This window comes from Campylobacter volucris, from assembly GCF_008011665.1.
Taxonomy (GTDB): domain Bacteria; phylum Campylobacterota; class Campylobacteria; order Campylobacterales; family Campylobacteraceae; genus Campylobacter_D; species Campylobacter_D volucris_A.
This window is the reverse complement of record NZ_VOWJ01000031.1, coordinates 91,040-109,158: the sequence shown is the minus strand read 5'-3', so window position 1 is coordinate 109,158 and position 18,119 is coordinate 91,040. Positions and strand designations below refer to the sequence as shown.

Sequence of the window (18,119 nt, the reverse complement as noted above, 5' to 3'; positions counted from 1 at the left end):
TCACTCCAAAGAAAGTTCATCCATAACTTTTACAAGTTCAAACATTTGTTTGTGTTCATATATATCATGCACTCTTAAAATGCTTGCCCCATTTTTAAAAGCCTCTAAATGCAAATACAAACTCCCAGCAAGTCTATTTTCTACATCGCTAGGAAAATAAGCATTAATCACACTTTTTCTACTAGCACCGATTAAAAGTTCTTTTTCAAAATACAAAAAATGCTCTAAATGCTTAATTAGCATCATATTATGCCAAGGACTTTTACCAAAACCTATACCGACATCTAAAATCACATCTTTAACACCAAATCGTTCTAAAATAGCTAATTTTTGAGTAAAAAAATCATCAAGTTCAGCTAATACATCTTCATAGTGTGGATTATCTTGCATATTTTGCGGAGTATTTTGCATATGCATTAGCATATAAGTAGCTTTATATTTTAGCGCGAGTTTAGCTAAATTTTCATTTTTTAAACCACTTATGTCATTAATCAATTTAAAACCTTTATCTAAAGCATATTCTAAACAATACTCATCAAAGCTATCTAAACTAAAAATACATTGATTGTAAAGATTTTCTTGATAAATCATATCAAGAGTATTTTTCAAACGCTTAAATTCTTCTTCCTTTCCACAATATACACTACCAGGTCTTGAAGAAACCGCACCTATATCTATATAATCAGCACCTTGCTCAATAATTTGCGTGATTTTTTGCAAAACTTCACTTTCTTTTGCTCTACTTTGTGGATTAAAACTATCTTCATTGATATTAATAACTCCCATAAGCTTAGCTTTTTTAGGTTTTAAAAAATTAATTTTTAAAAAATTTGCTAATTCTTTGAGCTTAAAATCTTGCATTTTTTCTTTTTCTATTAATTTTGCAATTTGTTCTTGAGTAGCCATTAAAAGTGCATTAGAATACTCTTTTGCAAGTATTACTTCTTTATGAGTGATAAGTTCAGCACCTACTCTTAATGCATCTTGCTTTAATATATTTGCAGCAGGTGCTTTAATATCTTTAATCAAAAAAAAATGAATTTTGCTTTTTTGACTCATTATTTTTTGACCCATTTTATGAGGCTTGATTATATTACAAATCTCGTTAAAATCTGTATTTGGATTAATTTTAAAGATTTTCATTTTTTCTCTCATACAACATTAATGCAATCGTGCTTAGCAAAATAGATGGTTTAGCGTTTAACTTAACAAGCTTATAAGCTTTATAAAAAAAATCAATCTCATTATCTTTTAATTTAATATCTTGTTTAAAGCATTCATAGCTTAAAGCATCAAGCAAATCTAAACATTCATTTTTATCTATATTTTCGTATTTTTTTAAAAAATTTAAAATACTAGCTAAATCCATTTTTTGCAAATTTAAATTTAAAACCATTCTTTCTTTTTGAATTTTATATTTTTCTATGATAAATCTTGATAAAACCGTTGGTAAAAATACATTTTTAGAAGGAGCTACTATGATAAAATAAACATTTTTTGGAGGCTCTTCAAAAAGTTTTAGTAAAAAATTTTGTGCTTCATCACGAAAAGATTTTGCCATTATAACTATAATTTTTGCATTTGCTTCAGCAATATAGCTTTCTTTCATGATAGCTTTTGCGGTTGCTTGGGAATTTTTATCATAAGTTGCATCGTTTAACCTTAATTCCATATCAGGATTTTTTGGTATAAAAAATTTTAAATTTTTTATACCAAATTCACTGATAAGCTTTTCTTGTATAAAATCAAAATCATTATGTATTATGATTTTATTTCTAAGATTCAAATTTCTACCTTAGAAAAAATCGCAGCATCTAAACTCTTATCAAAAATCTTATATAAAGATATAAGTTTAAAATCAAGCTCTTTATCGTTAGATGAGAGAAAAAAACTATTTTGCAATTGCTCATCAAACAACCACAATAGACTATCTTCTTTAGATCTTGCAATTTGGGATTTAAAGTCTGAATTTTTACCTATATAAAAATATACATAGCCATTAGGAAAAGATATACTTAAAAGATCATTAAGTAAGGCTATATCTTCTTGATTTTTGCATGTTTTATGATAAATTCCTTTTAAAGATACAAAAGGCACATAAGGTCTAACATTATTAGCATTAATTTTGCTTAAAAAATATTCTTCAAACCAAGTTCTTTGTTCATCTGTAATCATCACAAAAGTATAACCTTGCAGCAATAAAGAAAGTTTTGAAGCGATCAAAGGCGACCACTCTAAACGCCTTTCTTCTAGCCAACTCATATAAGCACCGCTTTGTCTGATTTGCTCTAAAGTAAATTTTAAAAAACTATTACTCATTTATACATCTAATTTATAAACTTCATGTAATACTCTTACAGCTAACTCGCCATATTTTTCATGCACGATCACTGAAATTTTAATTTCACTAGTAGAGATCATCTGTATATTAATATTTTCACTTGCTAAGGCTTTAAATGCTGCTGAAGCTACTCCTGAGTGAGATTTCATACCAACTCCAACAACTGAAACTTTCACTACAGCACTATCAGTTTCTATAAAAGTATTTTCTCCAAGAATTTTTTTAACTGCATTAGTTGCAAGATCAAGTTCATTTTCTGGCACGGTAAAACTTAAATTTGTAGCTCCATCAACTCCTGCATTTTGTATAATCATATCAACATTTATATTCTCATTTGCTAAAGTTTCAAAAATTTCAGCAGCAATACCTGGCTTATCATTTATATTTCTTAAAGTAATTCTTGCTTGATTTTTATCTAATGCAATCCCGCTTACCAAAGCTTTTTCCATGCTATCCTCCTTAGTGATAATAGTTCCTTCATTTTCATTAAAACTGCTTCGCGTTACTAATTTGACATTTAATTTTTTTGCAAGTTCAACAGAGCGATTTTGCAAAACTTTAGCACCTAAACTTGCAAGTTCTAGCATTTCTTCATAAGAAATTTTATCTAGTTTTTTAGCCTTTGGTTCTATTCTAGGATCAGTAGTATATACTCCATCGACATCTGTATAAATTTCACATAAATCTGCATCTAAAGCTCCTGCTAATACAACAGCACTTAAATCACTTCCACCACGACCTAAAGTTGTAACATTACCCATTTTATCAATACCTTGAAAACCAGCCACTACAACTATATAATCTTCTTCCAATGCTTTATTTATATTTGTCGTATCAATATGCTCAATTCTTGCTTTAGTATAAACATCATCTGTGATAATCCCAGCATTACGCCCTGAAAAAGCTACAGCTTTTAAACCCATTTCATTTAGTGCAATTGCAAGTAATGATGAAGTTACACGCTCACCACTACTTAAAAGCATATCCATCTCGCGACCTGAAGGATTCTTACTAAAATGATGAGCAAATTCAATCAATTCATTTGTAACACCACTCATAGCAGAAACTACCACTACTAATTTATCGCAATTTTTTTTGCTTTTTGCAACTCTTTTAGCAACTTCATCTATACGATCAAGAGTGCCGACACTAGTACCGCCATACTTTTGAACAATCAACATTAAAGATATCCTCCTTCTTTAAAGTATTTTAAAACCTTAAAATAAATAGGTTTTTTAAAATGATTAGTAATCTTAAACACATCATCTAAAGAAACAAATTTATATGCATCAAATTCAGGTTCTTTAGTGTTTAAATTTACTTTTGCATTTGCCTTCAATCTTACTAGAAAATATTTTTGACTCTGACCATCATAAGGATACATTTTTTGTGCAACTTTAACAGGAAAATCATAGTTTATCCATTCGGGAAATTCGGCCAAAATTTCAATTTCATCTGTGCCTATTTCTTCTTTTAGCTCTCTCATTAAGGCAAGTTTAGCACTTTCTCCTTCATCGATTCCACCTTGTGGAAACTGCCAAACATCTTCCATATCATTACGCTTTGCAAGCAAAATTTTACATTCAAAAGGATAAGCCGATGACAGCACCACAGCAGCGACATTAGGCCTGTATTTTTTTTCTTTTTCCATAGTTTTCTTATCCTTAGCTTGAAATATAATATAATTCTAACAAAAAATATCAAATCTATTATTATATTTTAAAGAAGTTTTTATGCATTTATATATACATATACCATTTTGTCAAAGCAAGTGTTTTTATTGCTCTTTTACATCTTTAAAAAAACAAGATTATGAAGCAGCATATCTTAAAGCTCTTATTGAAGACATTAAAGACAAAATTATTTTTTTTAAAATTAATAAAAAAAGTATAAAAACCATTTTTATAGGTGGTGGCACACCAAGTCTTATAGATGCTAAATTTTATGAAAAAATTTTTATTTTATTAAATGAATTTGTAGAAGAAAATGTAGAAATTACCATAGAAGCTAATCCAAGTTCAAGCAATTTTACATGGCTTAAAGAAATGAGAAATTTAAATATAAATCGTATTTCTTTTGGAGCTCAAAGCTTTAATGAAAAAAAATTACAATTTTTAGGAAGAAATCATGATAAAAAAAGCATTTTTACCAGCATAGAAAATGCTAAAAAAGCAGGATTTGTAAATATCAATATAGATTTAATTTATGATACAAAATTAGATAATGCTAAAATGTTAGATTATGAAATTACTAATTTATCGTTATTAGATATCACCCATGTAAGTGCTTATAATCTTACAATAGAAGAAAAAACTAAATTTGCTAAAAAATTTCATTATAAAAAAAACGCGCCAAGACTTGCAAAATATTTTATACAAAATATAAAAAATTTAGGGTTTAATCAATACGAAATTAGCAATTTTGGAAAAATTTGTAAGCATAATCTTGCTTATTGGCAAGGAAAAGACTATATAGGATGTGGTTTAAGTGCAGTGGGTTTTTTAAAAAACCAAAGATTTTACACTAAAAAAAATTTAAAAGAATATATAACAAACCCTACTTTTAGAGAAATAGAAAATTTAAATCAGAATGATTTAAATTTAGAACATTTATTTTTAGGACTTAGAAGTATTATAGGAGTAGATGAGAAAAGATTAAAAACATCAGAAAAAGAAAAGGCTTTATTTCTTAGCAAGAAAGGCAAATTAATTTATAAAAATGGATTTTTTTATAATACTAATTTCCTTTTAAGTGATGAGCTTGCATTATATATTAGCACTTAGTTTTATTCATATAAATTTTTAATTCAATAACCAAAATATTACAATTTTTATTTTTCTTTTTTTGTATTTAATATTAATTATATTTAAGTAATAAAATTTTTAAGTAATTTTATGTAAAATGCATAAAGATTTTAAATTGAAAGAAGAATTGACTATGAGTTTTGGCGAAATTATAGTTGTTTTAGTTATAGCTATTTTAGTGCTTGGGCCAGAAAAACTACCTTCAACCATAGTAGAAATAGCAAAAATCATAAAAGCGCTAAAAAGTAATATTGACGAAGCAAAAGCAAGTATCAATAAAGAATTAAAAATAGCAGAATTAAAAGATGAAGCTCAAAAATACAAAGATGAATTTTCTCAAACCAATGAAAATATCCGTAAAAAATTAAGCTTTGAAGAATTTGATCAACTTAAAGAAGATATATTAAATAACACTAAAGAAATAAAAGAACAAAAAGAAAATTTAGAAGATAATATACAAAATTTATCAAAAATTCAAAATAACACAAAAGAAAATACTCAAAAATTAGAAAGCTAAAAATGTTTGAAGAATTAAAACCTCATTTAGTCGAACTTAGAAAAAGATTATTTATAAGCGTAGTATGTGTTGTGGTAATGTTTTTTGCTTGTTTTGCTTTTAATGAATACATCATTGATATATTAAAAGCTCCTGTTGAAGCAGTTTTGCCTGAAATTTCTAAGCAAATGACCTTTGTGGAGTTACAAGAGCCATTATTCACAGCTATGAAAGTTTCTTTTTTTACGGCATTTTTATTGTCTTTACCAGTAATTTTTTGGCAATTTTGGAAATTTGTAGCGCCAGGACTTTATGATAATGAAAAAAAACTTGTCATTCCTTTTGTGAGTTTTGCAAGTATTATGTTTACACTTGGAGCTTTATTTTGTTACTATATAGTCATACCATTGGCATTTAAATTTTTGGTTGATTTTGGCGTGCAAACTCAAGATTTTAAACCTTTAATTAGCATAGGGCTTTATGTGGGATTTTTTACAAAATTAATCATAGCATTTGGCTTAGCTTTTGAAATGCCTGTGATTACTTTTTTCTTTGCAAAACTTGGACTAATAGATGATGAATTTTTAAAAAAGCATTTTAGAGTTTCAGTTTTAATTATATTTGTCTTTGCTGCTATGATGACTCCACCTGATATTATCTCACAATTTTTAATGGCACTTCCATTATGTGGGCTTTATGGTTTATCCATCTATATAGCAAAAAAAGTAAATCCAAGCAAAAAAGATAACAATGAATGAAGATTTTTTACTTTCAAATTATAATTATAGCTTGCCTAATGAATTAATAGCTAATTTTCCTATTTTACCCAAAGAAAATGCAAGACTTTTAGTGTATGAAAGAAAAAAAGATCAAATTTCACATCTATATTTTAAAGATTTAAATTCCATATTGCCCCAATGTGATATCATTTTTAATGACACTAAAGTAATCAAAGCAAGAATTTATGGCCATAAAGATACAGGTAGCAAAATAGAACTTTTTATAAATAATCCTTTTGCAAATGATAGCTTTTTAGTACAAATTAGAGGCAAGGTTAAAAAAGATCAAATTCTATATTTTGAGCAAAATTTACAAGCTAAAATACTACAATTAAACAACGATGGCACAAGAATTGTAGAATTTTTTACCCATCAAAAAAAACTCAACCATCAAGAGGTTTTTGATATATTAGATCACATAGGTCATATACCCTTACCTCCTTATATAAAAAGAGCTGATGAAAATAGTGATAGTATCAATTATCAAAGCATTTTTGCAGATAAAAAAGGAGCAGTGGCTGCACCAACTGCGAGCTTACATTTTAGTGAAGATATGATTAAACAATTAAAAAAAAATCATAACATACATACTATCACACTGCATGTTGGAGCAGGAACTTTCAAAAGCGTAGAATGTGATAATATAAAAGATCACAAAATGCATTCAGAATTTTTTAAAATCAATGATGAAACTTGCAAAATAATTGATTCTAATCAAGCATTATTAGGTGTAGGTACAACAGTAACTAGATGTATAGAGTATTATTCAAGATATAAAATCAAAGAAGGATTTTGTGATTTATTTTTACATCCATATAATAAACCTCAAAGATTAAACTATCTTTTGACAAATTTTCACTTACCAAAATCTACTCTTATAATGCTTGTTTCAGCTTTCATTGGTAGAGAGAAAACTTTAGAAATTTATACTCAAGCAATTAAAAATAAATATCGTTTTTATTCTTATGGTGATGGTATGCTTATAATCTAAGTTTTTCTTTTAAGAAATTTTTTATCTATATAGCCTAAATCAATTAATTTTTGATAAATTTTTAAAAGCATAGGACCACCTGTATTACTACCACTTTTGCCATGCTCTATCAAAACAACGACAACATATTGTGGATTTTCATAAGGTGCATAAGAAGTAATCCAAGCATGAGATCTTAAAAAATATTCTAAGTCTTCTTCTTTAATACGCCTTTTCTCACTTTGTGAAATTCCAACGACCTGAGCTGTTCCTGTTTTAGCAGCTATAGTGACGGGTGAATTTTTCAAATATCTTGCAGTAGTTCCACCTTCTTCGTGTGCCACCTCATACATAGCACGCCTTAAAAAAGGCAATTTTGCTAATTCAAAAGTACTAAAAACACTTTCATTGTTATCAAAATTTATTTTGGTGGTATTATCGTCAATGCTTTTTAAAAAATGCGGAGTAATGGATTTTGCAGTAGCAATCATAGCTGTAAATTTAGCTACTTGCATAGGAGTGGCTAAAAAATTTCCTTGCCCTATGCTGGTATTTAAGGTTTCTCCTTGATACCATGGTTGATTGTATTTTTGTTTTTTCCAAATTTTACTTGGAACTGTGCCTATAAATTCATTTGGCAAATCCACTCCTGTTTTGGAACCAAAACCTAATTTTTCAAAAGTAGAGCTAATAGAATCTATACCAACTTCTAATGCACCTTTGTAAAAATACACATCACAGCTTTCTCTAATAGCATCATTCATATCAACATAGCCATGACCTATTGCTTTCCAGCATCTAAATTTTCTACCACCTAATTCAAAATTACTATCACATAAAAATTTTTGTTGTTCATTAATTTTATGACTATTTAAAAAAGCTAAAGCTGTACCCATTTTAATAACAGATCCTGGAGGATATAAACCATTAATCAGCTTATTAGTAAAAGGATGATTTAAATCATTAGATAAACTATTCCATTCTTCTTGAGTGAGACCTGTTACAAATGGATTTAAATTATATTCTGGAAAGCTACCAGCTGCTAAAATAGCACCTGTTTTAAGATCCATTATAATAGCTGCACCAGCTAAGCCTTCAAAAATTTCAGTTAGGTATTCTTGCAAATCCAGATCAATAGTCAATACAATATTACTTGAAGTTGGTTTTTTATGCGATAAAACTTCTATTTCTTTATTTAAAGCATTAACCTTGCTAACTTTTTCTCCTTTTTCTCCTTGTAAAATATCATTATAATAACGCTCTATACCACTACGACCCATATAACTTGTAAGTCTTGCTATCTCATTTTCATTCATATCGTTTAAATTTGCTTTGCCAACATATCCTATAACATGACTAGCCAAAGAATCATAAGGATAAAATCTTTGTGTTGTAGAGCTTACTTGTATATTCTCACGCAATTTTAATTTTGTAAAATGCTTATTCATGGCATCATATTCAATAAATGGAACCACTTCTATATAATCTTGATTATAATATGAATCTGCTTTTATATAAGCTCTTTTAAGCTTAGTGATATTTAAATCAGGAAAAGCTTCAACAATCACTTGTAATTCTTTATCTAAAAGATTTCTATTTTGTTTTTTAATGTATAAATAAGGTTTAATAGAAATAGAAAAACCAAGTTTATTAACTGCTAATGGTCTGCCTTTTGTATCTAAAATCTGACCCCTATCAGATGCTAAGGGTTGAATTTTGATAGAATTTTGTTTTGCAATTTCTTCATAATAAACATTAGATTTTATACTAATATAATACACCCTTGCCAATAAAAGTATAAAAAATGAAGCTATAAATATCATCACTAAGCGCAAACGCATTAAATTTTACCTTTAAAAATCACAAAAGAAATTAATGCTTCTAGAGCAAAAAACCACAAATATTCAATACCAAATTTTAAAATTTTTTGATTATCTAAATAAGCTAAGAATACATCAAAAATATAAATAAAAACATAAGCACAAAAAGTAAAAATAACCAACAAATAAGGCCCAAGTTTTAGCTTACTTTTAAACCAATCCACAAATACATTATAAAAAACAAAAAAAGCTATCCAAGAACTAAAAATATAAAATCCATGAATAATATCAATCAATAAAATATAAAATAAAGAAAAATACCATCTAAAATCAAGTTTATTGAGCGTTCTTTCTCTTTCTTTTAGCAATACAATCATATAGCAAAAAAACACCCCAATTAATGGCGGCAACCAATAATATATCGATGAGAGTATTTGATAAAATATCAATGAAAAATAAAAAAATAAATAAGATAAATCAAATTTATTTTTAATCTTAGTTCTCATTTAAACCCAAGCTTTCATTGATAATTGCTTGTTCTAGTTTTTCTATACCTTGTTTTTTTAAATTTGAAATTAAAATTGCACTTTTGTTAGCATTTAAAAGTTTTGTTTTTTGGCTTTGATTTAATTTATCACATTTTGTAAAAACTGTGATTTTTTTTTGATCCGCTCTTAAAAATGAATTTAAGTACTCGTCTAAATTTAAATCTGTATCTAATTTTTCATGCCTAGAATCAACTAAATGTATAAAAAGTTTTATGGAAGTTCTTTCTTTTAAAAATTCGTCTAAATTTTTATTCCAAATTTCTTTAGTTTTTTTACTAACTTTAGCATAACCAAAACCTGGCAAATCAATAAAAATTAATTTAAATTTTTCCTCTTGTCTTTTGCAATTTAGTTCAAAAAAATTAATCAATTGAGTTTTTCCTGGAGTAGATGAGCTTTTTGCTAAATTTTTGTTTTTACACAAGGTATTAATCAATGAACTCTTGCCAACATTAGATCGACCTAAAAATGCAATCTCGGTACAAATTGGCTCTGGAGCATTGTCTATTTTTGATGCAGAAACTAAAAATTTAGCATTAAGTATCATTCTTTTACTTCAAATATAAATTTAGCTGGTTTATTGTCTTTACTAATAACTCTGTAGGTCATATTTTTTCTATCTACTATTATTTTATCTCCAAACAATTGCTTATTAGTTTCAAACTCAACAATACTTGCATTCCCAATAATCTCATAGGTATCATTTTTCACAGTATAAATAAATTCATCGCCACTACCATAGTAGGTTTTATCTTTCATTTGAATTTTAAATTTAGCATCATCAGTAGCAATATATTTTATAGGTTGTTTGTTTTTCATAAAAATAGTTAATTTTTGAGAATTTAACACATCTTTTCCTTTTTTTACCTCCACATCGCCGCTTAAAATACTTTTTTCATTTTTTTCATCCAAATAAAAATCTTTTGCACTCACTTCTATTTTTTGCACAGCTAAAGAAAAAACGCTAATTAGGCATAAACTCATTAATAATCTAAAAACCATGCTTTTATCCTTTGAATTTTTAATGTCTTATCTTCAAGTTGGTATAAAAAATTATCTCCAAAAATTTCATTTAATCCCAAATAGGCTTTAAATTTATCATTAGAATAAAGTATTTTTTTATCCATATCATAAATTGCTTTTTGCGTAAAAATAGAAGTTTTATTTAAATCAAAATAACTTACATTACCTTCTAAAATAGATTTTTCCTCATCTCTTATAAGTAAATTTGAACTTAAATTATAATCTATACCTTTAACCTTCAAATCATCAAAAATATCTTTATCTTCATATTTTACCCAACGCGTAGCTTCATAACTTGCTTTAACACTGGTACTATTTAACTCATAATCGATCACTTCAAAAGCTTGAGTATTAGCTACTTGAATATTTTGTGGTTTGATATTAAACAAATATGGATCTTGCGTACTTAAAATCACCATTACAAAAATAAACAAGCTCATTAAAATAGCAAAAATTTTTATCGCCAAAGCTTATTCCATTGCGCTTGCATATTATTATATTCGATTAAAATTTCTATCATCTCATTTACAGCACCATTTCCGCCTTTTCTATTTAAAACCTTATGCGTTTTTAATGCCTTGTGTCCATCTTTTGGTTTAAAACTATATTCTACAGCTTCTAATAAAGCCATATCATTATAATAATCCCCAATAGCAGCACATTGAGAAAAATCTAAATTTAATTTTTCTAAAATTTCTTTTGCACAAGTTAGTTTATCGCTAATTCCTTGATAAACAAGATCAATTTTCAAATCTCTAGCTCTAAAATACACACACTCACTAGTTCTTCCTGTGATGATTGCAACTTTTTTTCCAAGTTTTTGCCACGCTTCTATTGCGGCTCCATCTTTTACATTAAATTCTTTTATCTCGCCATAATTTTGTGTGTAGATGATTTTACCATCTGTTAAACAACCATCTACATCTAAAAATATAAGTTCTATCATGTTACTCTCTTACTATAAATGCACCTGGAAAAGATCCACTATCTACAAAATCTCTTGCTTCTTGTTCACTTCTAAAGCCTTTTAAAAATACTCTATGCAATCCATCTTTAGCACTTGTTTGGATAGTAGAAGTATAAGATTGATAATTTTTATATCTACTAGCAATTAAATCTGCACCACTTTTATTTCTAAAAGCACCAATTTGCACCATAAAATTTCCACCTTGGAAAATATGACCACTATCAGCTATTTCTCCATTGCTGCCTAAATTAGAATTAGTATGAACTGAACCTGAATTTGCACTTGTACCAAAGCCAATTACTTCAAGTCTAACAGGGGCTGTTCCAGATTGAATCATATCAATATCTCTTGCTGCAACATTTGATAAATCAATAATTCTTCCCGCTACAAAAGGACCCCTATCATTAATTCTAACTGTTGTTTGGCGTTGATTTTTTAAATTTGTTACTTTTACAATAGTATTCATAGGTAAAGTTTTATGTGCTGCAGTGTAAGCATGCTGATCATAAGTTTCGCCATTAGAAGTTTTTTTACCATGAAAACCTGGACCATACCAGCTAGCTATACCATCGGCAGTCTCTCCTACTTCCACAACAGTTGGATAATAAGTTTTACCATTAATAGTATAAGGTTTCATTGTGCCCTTAAGATTGGTATTATTATGTTTTACACTTTTAAAATCTCTTTCTGGATAATACACAGTAGGAGCACTTATAGGTGCTATACTACAAGCACTAAATAAAATTCCAATACAACTAGCGACTAACGATTTTTGTATGATTGTCTTTTGATGTTCTTTTGGCAGTTTGAATTTTCTCATTTTTTTTCTCCTTAATTTTTAAAACTAATTTTTGATTGATATTGATTAAATTTCCTTTGATTTTGTTGTATTCTTTTATCGTCTCAACGCTAATATTATGTTTTTTAGCTATGGTGTATATACTATCTCCTTTTTTGACAACATAAATTTTTGTATAAGGAATAGTTGTATCTACTTTGGCTAATTTTACTTCTTTTAAGTTTTGTTTAAATACAGAGCTTTTTCCAAGTGGTACATATACATAATAATCTTTTTTATCAGGTGGAGTAAAATCAAAATTAAAATGTGGATTATAGCGTTTAAATTCCTTATAAGGCATTTTAGCAAGTTTTGCAAGATCTTTTAATGAAACACTGGATGGAACGGAATTTTTTTCTACTTCGCTAGATAAAGCATAGTTTAATAAAGCACCATCTTGAGAGATTAAAAAGTCATTATTATTAGCCAAAAAAGCCATAGTTAAAATTTTTCGTATAAAAACTCTAGTTTCTAAAGGTAAAAATTTTTTATCCGGATCAAGCAAGACTTTTAAATCATCACTTTTAGCCATTTTTATAGCTTGTCTTAGTTTTCCATCACCACAATTATACGCTAAAATCGCTAAATACCATTTTCCAAATTGTTCTTTTAATTGCCTTAAATAAGCAATTGCAGCATAAGTTGATTTTACCAAGTCCTTTCTTTCATCCACATAAGGATCAATTCTTAAACCTAAAGTTTGTGCAGTTGGTTTCATAAACTGCCAAACACCCACTGCTTTAGTCTTAGAAACACTATGGGTTTTCAAACCTGATTCTACAATGGCCAAATATAAAAATTCTTGAGGTATATTTTCTTTTTCTAAAATTTTACGAATAATTGGAGTAATTTTATAAAATTCTCTCATAGTATCAACTAAAGTCTTAGAGTGTATATCAATCGAAGATTCTTTAAATTCTAAAAAAATTACATCACTTAAATAACTTGGTTCGATATCTAAATTTCTTAAAATTTGTGCTTGTTGACTATAGTGTTCTGGGCTAGTTTGCAAAGCATACAAATGAGTATAAAATAAAATTATTAAACAAAAAATTTTGTTTTTTATCATTTTATACCTTGAAAAAACAATTTATTTGCATTTAAATTGGTAATTTTAACTACTTCATTTTTGGTAATATTTAAAATTTGAGCCATTTTTTGTACTACAAAATGAGTTAAAATAGGATCGTTTGTTTTACCTCTGTGAGGTTCTGGAGTTAAGTATGGTCCATCAGTTTCTAAAAGTAATTTTTCTTTTGGAATTTTGGGTAAAATTTCAAGTAAATTTTTAGCATTTTTAAATGTTAAAACTCCGCCTATACCAAAATAAAATCCTTTTTTTGACAAATTTAACAAAAGCTCGCTAGAATTAAAACAATGCAATACTCCACCATTTAATCTATCTGCATATGAATTTAAGATATTATAACTATCTTCATTTGCATCTCTTACATGAACAATTAAAGGTTTATTATATTCTGATGCTAAATTGATTTGAGAAACAAAAACTTCTTTTTGTTTTTCTTTTATCTTAACATCTTCACTTTTTAAACGATAATAATCAAGCCCACATTCTCCAACAGCTATACATTTATCATCAGTGATAAATTCTTTTAAAATCTCTATATCAAATTCATCTATATCATAAGGATGCACTCCACATGCAAAATATACACCCTCATAGCGATGTGCAATCTCTCTTGCCCTCGGTAAATCTTTAATATCAGCTCCCGGAATGATGATCTTATCCACTCCATTTGCAAAAGCATTACAAAGCATTTCATCTAAATAACCAAAATAAGCTTGATTATCTAAATGACAATGAGTATCTATGATTTTATTTTCAAAATCACAATCTAAAAACATACCTCTACCCTATTTCTTCCATTAGCTTTTGCTAAGTCTAAAGCTTTTTGAGCATTATTATATAAATCTTGAGCATTACTTCCTTTTTGACCAAATGCAACCCCAATAGACACGCTATAATCAACTTCATCTAAAGCGATCAACGCACTTTCTTTAGAAATACTCACTCTAATATTAGAAAAAGTTTTTAATGCATCTTTATTTCCGGTATTTTTTAACACCACATAAAATTTGCCATCTTCAATTTTAGTTGCTAAATCCATACCACGAATTTGATCTTTGATTTTTTTAGCAGTATATTTGATAATTCCATCGCCACAATCATAACTAATCTCATAATTAATAGTTGCCAAATTATCGATATCAATTAGCGCCAAAGCAAAATCTTCTCCACCTTGAACATCTTCAAGATAATCATAAAATTTTTTCTCAAAAGTAATATGATCATCAAAACCTGTAAGCAAATCTTTATTTAGACTATATTCATCTAATAAAACGCATTTTTGCATATAATCAAGACAATTATTAACTCTACAATTTAAAGATTCTTTTTGGAAAGGTCTAATCACATAATCATTTACACCCTTTCTAAACGCTCTAGCCTCTAAAGCATCATCTTTATCACCAACCATGATAACTCCAAGATCTATTTTGGAGTATTTTGAGCGAATTTCAACCAATAAATCTTCTCCATTAATCACCGGCATAGTCGCATCACAAATTACTAATTTTGTATCAGGATTATCACTTAAATAATTTAAAGCTTCTTCTCCATGTGCAGCTGCTAAGACATTAAAAAGTTGATTATTTAAATTCTTTTTCATTTCAGCGCGTAAAGCTACATTTGCTATGGCTAATATAATTTTAGTTTTATTGTTTTTTTGAAGCATTCTAATAGAGCTTAACATCTCATCAATACAGCTTTCACTTTCTTTTTGGATGTAGTGGATAATGTCTTTTTCCATAAATTTCTTTCTAGTTTGTCCATCACTACTTCCTGTTAAAACAATAGCAGGGATATTTTTTTCTAAAACTACATCCACAACTTCGCCATTTGGAGCATCAGGCAAACAAAGATCAACAAAAGCCATGAAATAATCATTTTTTAATAATTCTTTTGCCCCATTCATATCAAAAGCAACATCTACTTTTAATCCTAAAGTGCTCTCAACTTTTTTCGCTAAAAGCTTTGTGAGCATTTTGTTATCATCAATAATTAAAATTTTTTCTTCCATAGGCAATCTCTCTTTATATAAAATATTTAAAATAAAATCATCATTATAACATATTGAAATTTACTTTTCATTGTTTTAAAGTAAAGTTTTTGCAAATTCCAATGCTTCTTTGGTAATGTTTTCTCCACTAACCATTCTTGCTAATTCTTTAATTCTTTCTTCATCTTCTATTTTTCTAACCTTGCTTTCATCGTTATTTTTTTCAACTAAAAAATGATTTGCTGCTTTTGAAGAAAGCTGAGGTAAATGAGATATTGCAAAAATTTGATAAAAATTGGCCAACTCCTTAAGTACTTTAGCTATACTCATAGCCTCTTTACCACTTAAATTTGCATCAATTTCATCTAAAAATATAATGCCTTTAGCATTATTCATGATATTACATTCAGTGGCAATAAATGAAAGCCTTAAACGATTAATCTCCCCTGAACTAAGATTTTTTACATTTGCTTCATTGATACTTAAAACAATTTCATCTTTTCCTAAATTTCCTAATTCACACTCTTTTATTTGTAATTTTACATCTTTCATATAAAGTTTTAAAAGATAGGAATTTAACAATTTTTCTAAATCTCCAAGTTGGTTCTTGCGCGCTAAAGTAATTTTTTTACTTTTTTCTTCTAAAAGATCTTTGAATTTTGACACTCTTTGTTCTAATTCTTTTTTTTCAAAACTTAAATTTTCATAATGAGCTAATTCTTGTTTTTTAGTTTTTAAGGCCTCTAAAGCTTCTTCTATACTTCCATATTTTGACATTAAAGAAGATAATTTTTCGATACGATCAAGCACTTCTTCTATATTAAATTCAAATTCATCAAAACTTTGATTTTCCCAAACCACTCTTAATTCATTTAAACACTCAGAAAAAAAAGAACTATCCACATCACTAATATTTAATGCATCAACAACAGCTGATTCTAGCTCAAAAATTTTACTAGCTTTATTCCATGCTGCATCGATTTTGTCTTTTTTTGAAAGTCTTTTTTTTACATTCATTAATTCTTCAAATTCACCAATTTTTGGATTGATATTTTGAATTTTTTCTATTTCAAAGCTAGTAAATTCTTTTAACTCTTCAACTTTTTTTTCTTCCTCATTAATACACTCTAGCTTATTTTTATCTTCTATATATTGTTGAAATATTTCTTTAAATTCTTGTTTTAATGCTTTAAATTTAGCATCTTTTTTTTCTTGCATACAATCAAGTAAATTTAAAAATCTTTCATTTGAAAATTCATTATTTTCCTTAGCTGAAAGATATTTTATAAATTCTTTTGATAGAGTAAGTAGATTTTTTTTAGAAATAAGTTGATTGTTTATAAAATAACGAGTATTTTTATCTTTTAAATATTTAAATACATTTAAATCTTCATTTTCTATCCCAAAGTCTTCTAAATTTAGCTTTTCATCTAATAAAATTTCCACCATTTTTGCTTCACTCTCACTCAAAGCAAAAGCAGATAAAATAGCCTTAAAAAGCACTGATTTACCAGCTCCACTAAGTCCAGTAAAAACAGTAAGACCAGGTTTAAGATCTAATTTTGCTAATTTAAAACCTAAATTTTCTTTAATCAAAATACTTTCTATCATTATTTTCCCCAATTTAATTTTTCTTTTAAAACTTGAAAATAATCTCTATTTTCTTTATGTATAAAATTGAGTTCTTTTTTACTCAAACTTATGGTTATTTTTTCATATTCTTGTGGATTGATGATTTCTTGTCCGTCTAAATATAACAAACACTGCTTTACTTTTAATTCAAGCTCAAACCCAAAAGGTAAAACTATAGGGCGTTGTGTTAAAGAATGCGAACAAACAGGAGTTAAGACAAAAATTTCACTTAAAGGATGTATTATTGGTCCACCTGCACTGATATTATAAGCAGTAGAACCACTGGAACTTGCTATAATCAAACCATCTCCATAATAAGAATTAAAAAGCCTATCTTGAAAAAACACTTCTACTTCAGCCATCAAAGCATTATCTCTTGAAAATACAGCATCATTAAAAGCATATTTTTTGTAAATTTTTCCATTTTTATGCAAAGAAATTTGCAACATTTTTGCAGTTTCTATTCTAAAATTTCCTTCAAAAAAATCTTCAAAAAAATCTTTTATTTCATCAAAAGAGCAAGCTGTTAAAAATCCTAATTTTCCAGCATTTATACCCAAAATAGCCTTTTTAAATTTAAAGCTTTGCCTGCATAAAGATAAAAGCGTGCCATCACCCCCTAAAGAGATTAAAAAATCTAAATTTTGTAAATTTTTTCCAGTAATATCTTCATCATTTAAAAAAAACAAAGAAACATTTCTTTTTTTTAAAATATCTTGCAAAATTATAATTTGCTCGTTTAAATTTGTATCTTTACGACAAAATAAACCAATTTTTTGAATTTTTTCTACATCAATTTGCTTTTTCATAAAAAAATTATA

Annotated in this window: 20 protein-coding genes and 2 pseudogenes; 4 read left to right on the top strand and 18 right to left on the bottom strand. The window is 27.6% G+C overall.

The window, feature by feature from the left end:
* The 5 genes from folP to FPD38_RS06525 are packed head-to-tail and all read right to left on the bottom strand — an operon-like array spanning nt 1 to nt 3,992.
* Nucleotides 1–1,143: a dihydropteroate synthase gene (folP, locus tag FPD38_RS06545; RefSeq protein WP_147555921.1), complete on the bottom strand. Its 1,143-nt coding sequence runs from the start codon at nt 1,141–1,143 to the stop codon at nt 1–3.
* Nucleotides 1,130–1,786: a DNA polymerase III subunit delta' gene (locus FPD38_RS06540; RefSeq protein ID WP_147555920.1), complete on the bottom strand. Its 657-nt coding sequence runs from the start codon at nt 1,784–1,786 to the stop codon at nt 1,130–1,132. The genes folP and FPD38_RS06540 overlap by 14 nt, the downstream gene beginning before the upstream one ends.
* Nucleotides 1,783–2,319, bottom strand: coding sequence for a HobA family DNA replication regulator (locus tag FPD38_RS06535; protein WP_147555919.1), 537 nt, complete (start codon nt 2,317–2,319; stop codon nt 1,783–1,785). The genes FPD38_RS06540 and FPD38_RS06535 overlap by 4 nt, the downstream gene beginning before the upstream one ends.
* On the bottom strand, nt 2,320–3,522 hold the full coding sequence (locus FPD38_RS06530) for an aspartate kinase (protein ID WP_147555918.1): 1,203 nt from the start codon (nt 3,520–3,522) through the stop codon (nt 2,320–2,322).
* Nucleotides 3,522–3,992, bottom strand: coding sequence for an RNA pyrophosphohydrolase (locus tag FPD38_RS06525; RefSeq protein ID WP_147555917.1), 471 nt, complete (start codon nt 3,990–3,992; stop codon nt 3,522–3,524). Before FPD38_RS06525 ends, FPD38_RS06530 begins: the two co-directional genes overlap by 1 nt.
* Before the next feature lie 82 nt (nt 3,993–4,074).
* Between FPD38_RS06525 and hemW the strand changes: the two genes are divergently transcribed.
* From hemW to queA, 4 genes are all read left to right on the top strand, one after another.
* The gene (gene hemW / locus FPD38_RS06520; RefSeq protein ID WP_147555916.1) at nt 4,075–5,124 is read left to right on the top strand and encodes a radical SAM family heme chaperone HemW; all 1,050 of its coding nucleotides are present in this window, start codon (nt 4,075–4,077) and stop codon (nt 5,122–5,124) included.
* Between the two features lie 154 nt (nt 5,125–5,278).
* Nucleotides 5,279–5,662 (top strand): Sec-independent protein translocase protein TatB, encoded by a 384-nt coding sequence (gene tatB / locus FPD38_RS06515; RefSeq protein WP_147556039.1) that lies wholly within the window; start codon nt 5,279–5,281, stop codon nt 5,660–5,662.
* Nucleotides 5,663–5,664: 2 nt separating this feature from the next.
* A complete protein-coding gene (gene tatC, locus FPD38_RS06510) occupies nt 5,665–6,399 on the top strand; it encodes a twin-arginine translocase subunit TatC (protein WP_147555915.1) in 735 nt (244 codons plus the stop codon).
* A complete protein-coding gene (gene queA, locus FPD38_RS06505) occupies nt 6,392–7,411 on the top strand; it encodes a tRNA preQ1(34) S-adenosylmethionine ribosyltransferase-isomerase QueA (RefSeq protein WP_147555914.1) in 1,020 nt (339 codons plus the stop codon). Before tatC ends, queA begins: the two co-directional genes overlap by 8 nt.
* Here queA and mrdA read toward each other — a convergent pair.
* The 13 genes and pseudogenes from mrdA to FPD38_RS06445 all read right to left on the bottom strand — a co-directional run bounded on the left by mrdA (nt 7,408) and on the right by FPD38_RS06445 (nt 18,107).
* Nucleotides 7,408–9,231: a penicillin-binding protein 2 gene (mrdA, locus tag FPD38_RS06500; protein ID WP_147555913.1), complete on the bottom strand. Its 1,824-nt coding sequence runs from the start codon at nt 9,229–9,231 to the stop codon at nt 7,408–7,410. The two genes, queA and mrdA, sit on opposite strands and share 4 nt — an antisense overlap.
* Nucleotides 9,231–9,716 (bottom strand): hypothetical protein, encoded by a 486-nt coding sequence (locus tag FPD38_RS06495; RefSeq protein WP_147555912.1) that lies wholly within the window; start codon nt 9,714–9,716, stop codon nt 9,231–9,233. Before FPD38_RS06495 ends, mrdA begins: the two co-directional genes overlap by 1 nt.
* Nucleotides 9,706–10,305, bottom strand: coding sequence for a ribosome biogenesis GTP-binding protein YihA/YsxC (gene yihA / locus FPD38_RS06490; protein ID WP_147555911.1), 600 nt, complete (start codon nt 10,303–10,305; stop codon nt 9,706–9,708). The genes FPD38_RS06495 and yihA overlap by 11 nt, the downstream gene beginning before the upstream one ends.
* On the bottom strand, nt 10,302–10,760 hold the full coding sequence (locus FPD38_RS06485; RefSeq protein ID WP_147555910.1) for an LptA/OstA family protein: 459 nt from the start codon (nt 10,758–10,760) through the stop codon (nt 10,302–10,304). The genes yihA and FPD38_RS06485 overlap by 4 nt, the downstream gene beginning before the upstream one ends.
* Nucleotides 10,742–11,248 (bottom strand): hypothetical protein, encoded by a 507-nt coding sequence (locus FPD38_RS06480; protein ID WP_147555909.1) that lies wholly within the window; start codon nt 11,246–11,248, stop codon nt 10,742–10,744. Before FPD38_RS06480 ends, FPD38_RS06485 begins: the two co-directional genes overlap by 19 nt.
* Entirely contained in the window at nt 11,239–11,727 is a 489-nt protein-coding gene (locus tag FPD38_RS06475; protein WP_147555908.1) for an HAD hydrolase family protein, read from the bottom strand. The genes FPD38_RS06480 and FPD38_RS06475 overlap by 10 nt, the downstream gene beginning before the upstream one ends.
* A 1-nt stretch (nt 11,728) precedes the next feature.
* Nucleotides 11,729–12,568 (bottom strand): septal ring lytic transglycosylase RlpA family protein, encoded by an 840-nt coding sequence (locus FPD38_RS06470; protein ID WP_147555907.1) that lies wholly within the window; start codon nt 12,566–12,568, stop codon nt 11,729–11,731.
* On the bottom strand, nt 12,504–13,652 hold the full coding sequence (locus FPD38_RS06465; protein ID WP_410002937.1) for a lytic transglycosylase domain-containing protein: 1,149 nt from the start codon (nt 13,650–13,652) through the stop codon (nt 12,504–12,506). Before FPD38_RS06465 ends, FPD38_RS06470 begins: the two co-directional genes overlap by 65 nt.
* Entirely contained in the window at nt 13,652–14,452 is an 801-nt protein-coding gene (locus FPD38_RS06460) for a TatD family hydrolase (RefSeq protein ID WP_147555905.1), read from the bottom strand. Before FPD38_RS06460 ends, FPD38_RS06465 begins: the two co-directional genes overlap by 1 nt.
* Nucleotides 14,443–15,687: a bile resistance response regulator CbrR gene (gene cbrR, locus FPD38_RS06455; RefSeq protein WP_147555904.1), complete on the bottom strand. Its 1,245-nt coding sequence runs from the start codon at nt 15,685–15,687 to the stop codon at nt 14,443–14,445. Before cbrR ends, FPD38_RS06460 begins: the two co-directional genes overlap by 10 nt.
* A 75-nt stretch (nt 15,688–15,762) precedes the next feature.
* Nucleotides 15,763–16,797: pseudogene (locus FPD38_RS06450) on the bottom strand (DNA repair protein RecN); the annotation flags it as partial.
* A pseudogene (locus FPD38_RS08445) lies at nt 16,771–17,277 on the bottom strand (AAA family ATPase); the annotation flags it as partial. The pseudogenes FPD38_RS08445 and FPD38_RS06450, both read right to left, overlap by 27 nt.
* A complete protein-coding gene (locus FPD38_RS06445) occupies nt 17,277–18,107 on the bottom strand; it encodes an NAD(+)/NADH kinase (RefSeq protein ID WP_147555902.1) in 831 nt (276 codons plus the stop codon). The pseudogene FPD38_RS08445 and the gene FPD38_RS06445, both read right to left, overlap by 1 nt.
* Nucleotides 18,108–18,119: the final 12 nt, after the last annotated feature.

Bases quoted from the DNA above. Each gene is read 5' to 3' on its own strand.
- folP (WP_147555921.1), bottom strand. From the start codon at position 1,143: ATGAAAATCTTTAAAATTAATCCAAATACAGATTTTAACGAGATTTGT.
- FPD38_RS06535 (WP_147555919.1), bottom strand. From the start codon at position 2,319: ATGAGTAATAGTTTTTTAAAATTTACTTTAGAGCAAATCAGACAAAGC.
- FPD38_RS06530 (WP_147555918.1), bottom strand. From the start codon at position 3,522: ATGTTGATTGTTCAAAAGTATGGCGGTACTAGTGTCGGCACTCTTGAT.
- FPD38_RS06525 (WP_147555917.1), bottom strand. From the start codon at position 3,992: ATGGAAAAAGAAAAAAAATACAGGCCTAATGTCGCTGCTGTGGTGCTG.
- hemW (WP_147555916.1), top strand. From the start codon at position 4,075: ATGCATTTATATATACATATACCATTTTGTCAAAGCAAGTGTTTTTAT.
- tatB (WP_147556039.1), top strand. From the start codon at position 5,279: ATGAGTTTTGGCGAAATTATAGTTGTTTTAGTTATAGCTATTTTAGTG.
- tatC (WP_147555915.1), top strand. From the start codon at position 5,665: ATGTTTGAAGAATTAAAACCTCATTTAGTCGAACTTAGAAAAAGATTA.
- queA (WP_147555914.1), top strand. From the start codon at position 6,392: ATGAATGAAGATTTTTTACTTTCAAATTATAATTATAGCTTGCCTAAT.
- mrdA (WP_147555913.1), bottom strand. From the start codon at position 9,231: ATGCGTTTGCGCTTAGTGATGATATTTATAGCTTCATTTTTTATACTT.
- FPD38_RS06495 (WP_147555912.1), bottom strand. From the start codon at position 9,716: ATGAGAACTAAGATTAAAAATAAATTTGATTTATCTTATTTATTTTTT.
- yihA (WP_147555911.1), bottom strand. From the start codon at position 10,305: ATGATACTTAATGCTAAATTTTTAGTTTCTGCATCAAAAATAGACAAT.
- FPD38_RS06485 (WP_147555910.1), bottom strand. From the start codon at position 10,760: ATGGTTTTTAGATTATTAATGAGTTTATGCCTAATTAGCGTTTTTTCT.
- FPD38_RS06475 (WP_147555908.1), bottom strand. From the start codon at position 11,727: ATGATAGAACTTATATTTTTAGATGTAGATGGTTGTTTAACAGATGGT.
- FPD38_RS06470 (WP_147555907.1), bottom strand. From the start codon at position 12,568: ATGAGAAAATTCAAACTGCCAAAAGAACATCAAAAGACAATCATACAA.
- FPD38_RS06460 (WP_147555905.1), bottom strand. From the start codon at position 14,452: ATGTTTTTAGATTGTGATTTTGAAAATAAAATCATAGATACTCATTGT.
- cbrR (WP_147555904.1), bottom strand. From the start codon at position 15,687: ATGGAAGAAAAAATTTTAATTATTGATGATAACAAAATGCTCACAAAG.
- FPD38_RS06445 (WP_147555902.1), bottom strand. From the start codon at position 18,107: ATGAAAAAGCAAATTGATGTAGAAAAAATTCAAAAAATTGGTTTATTT.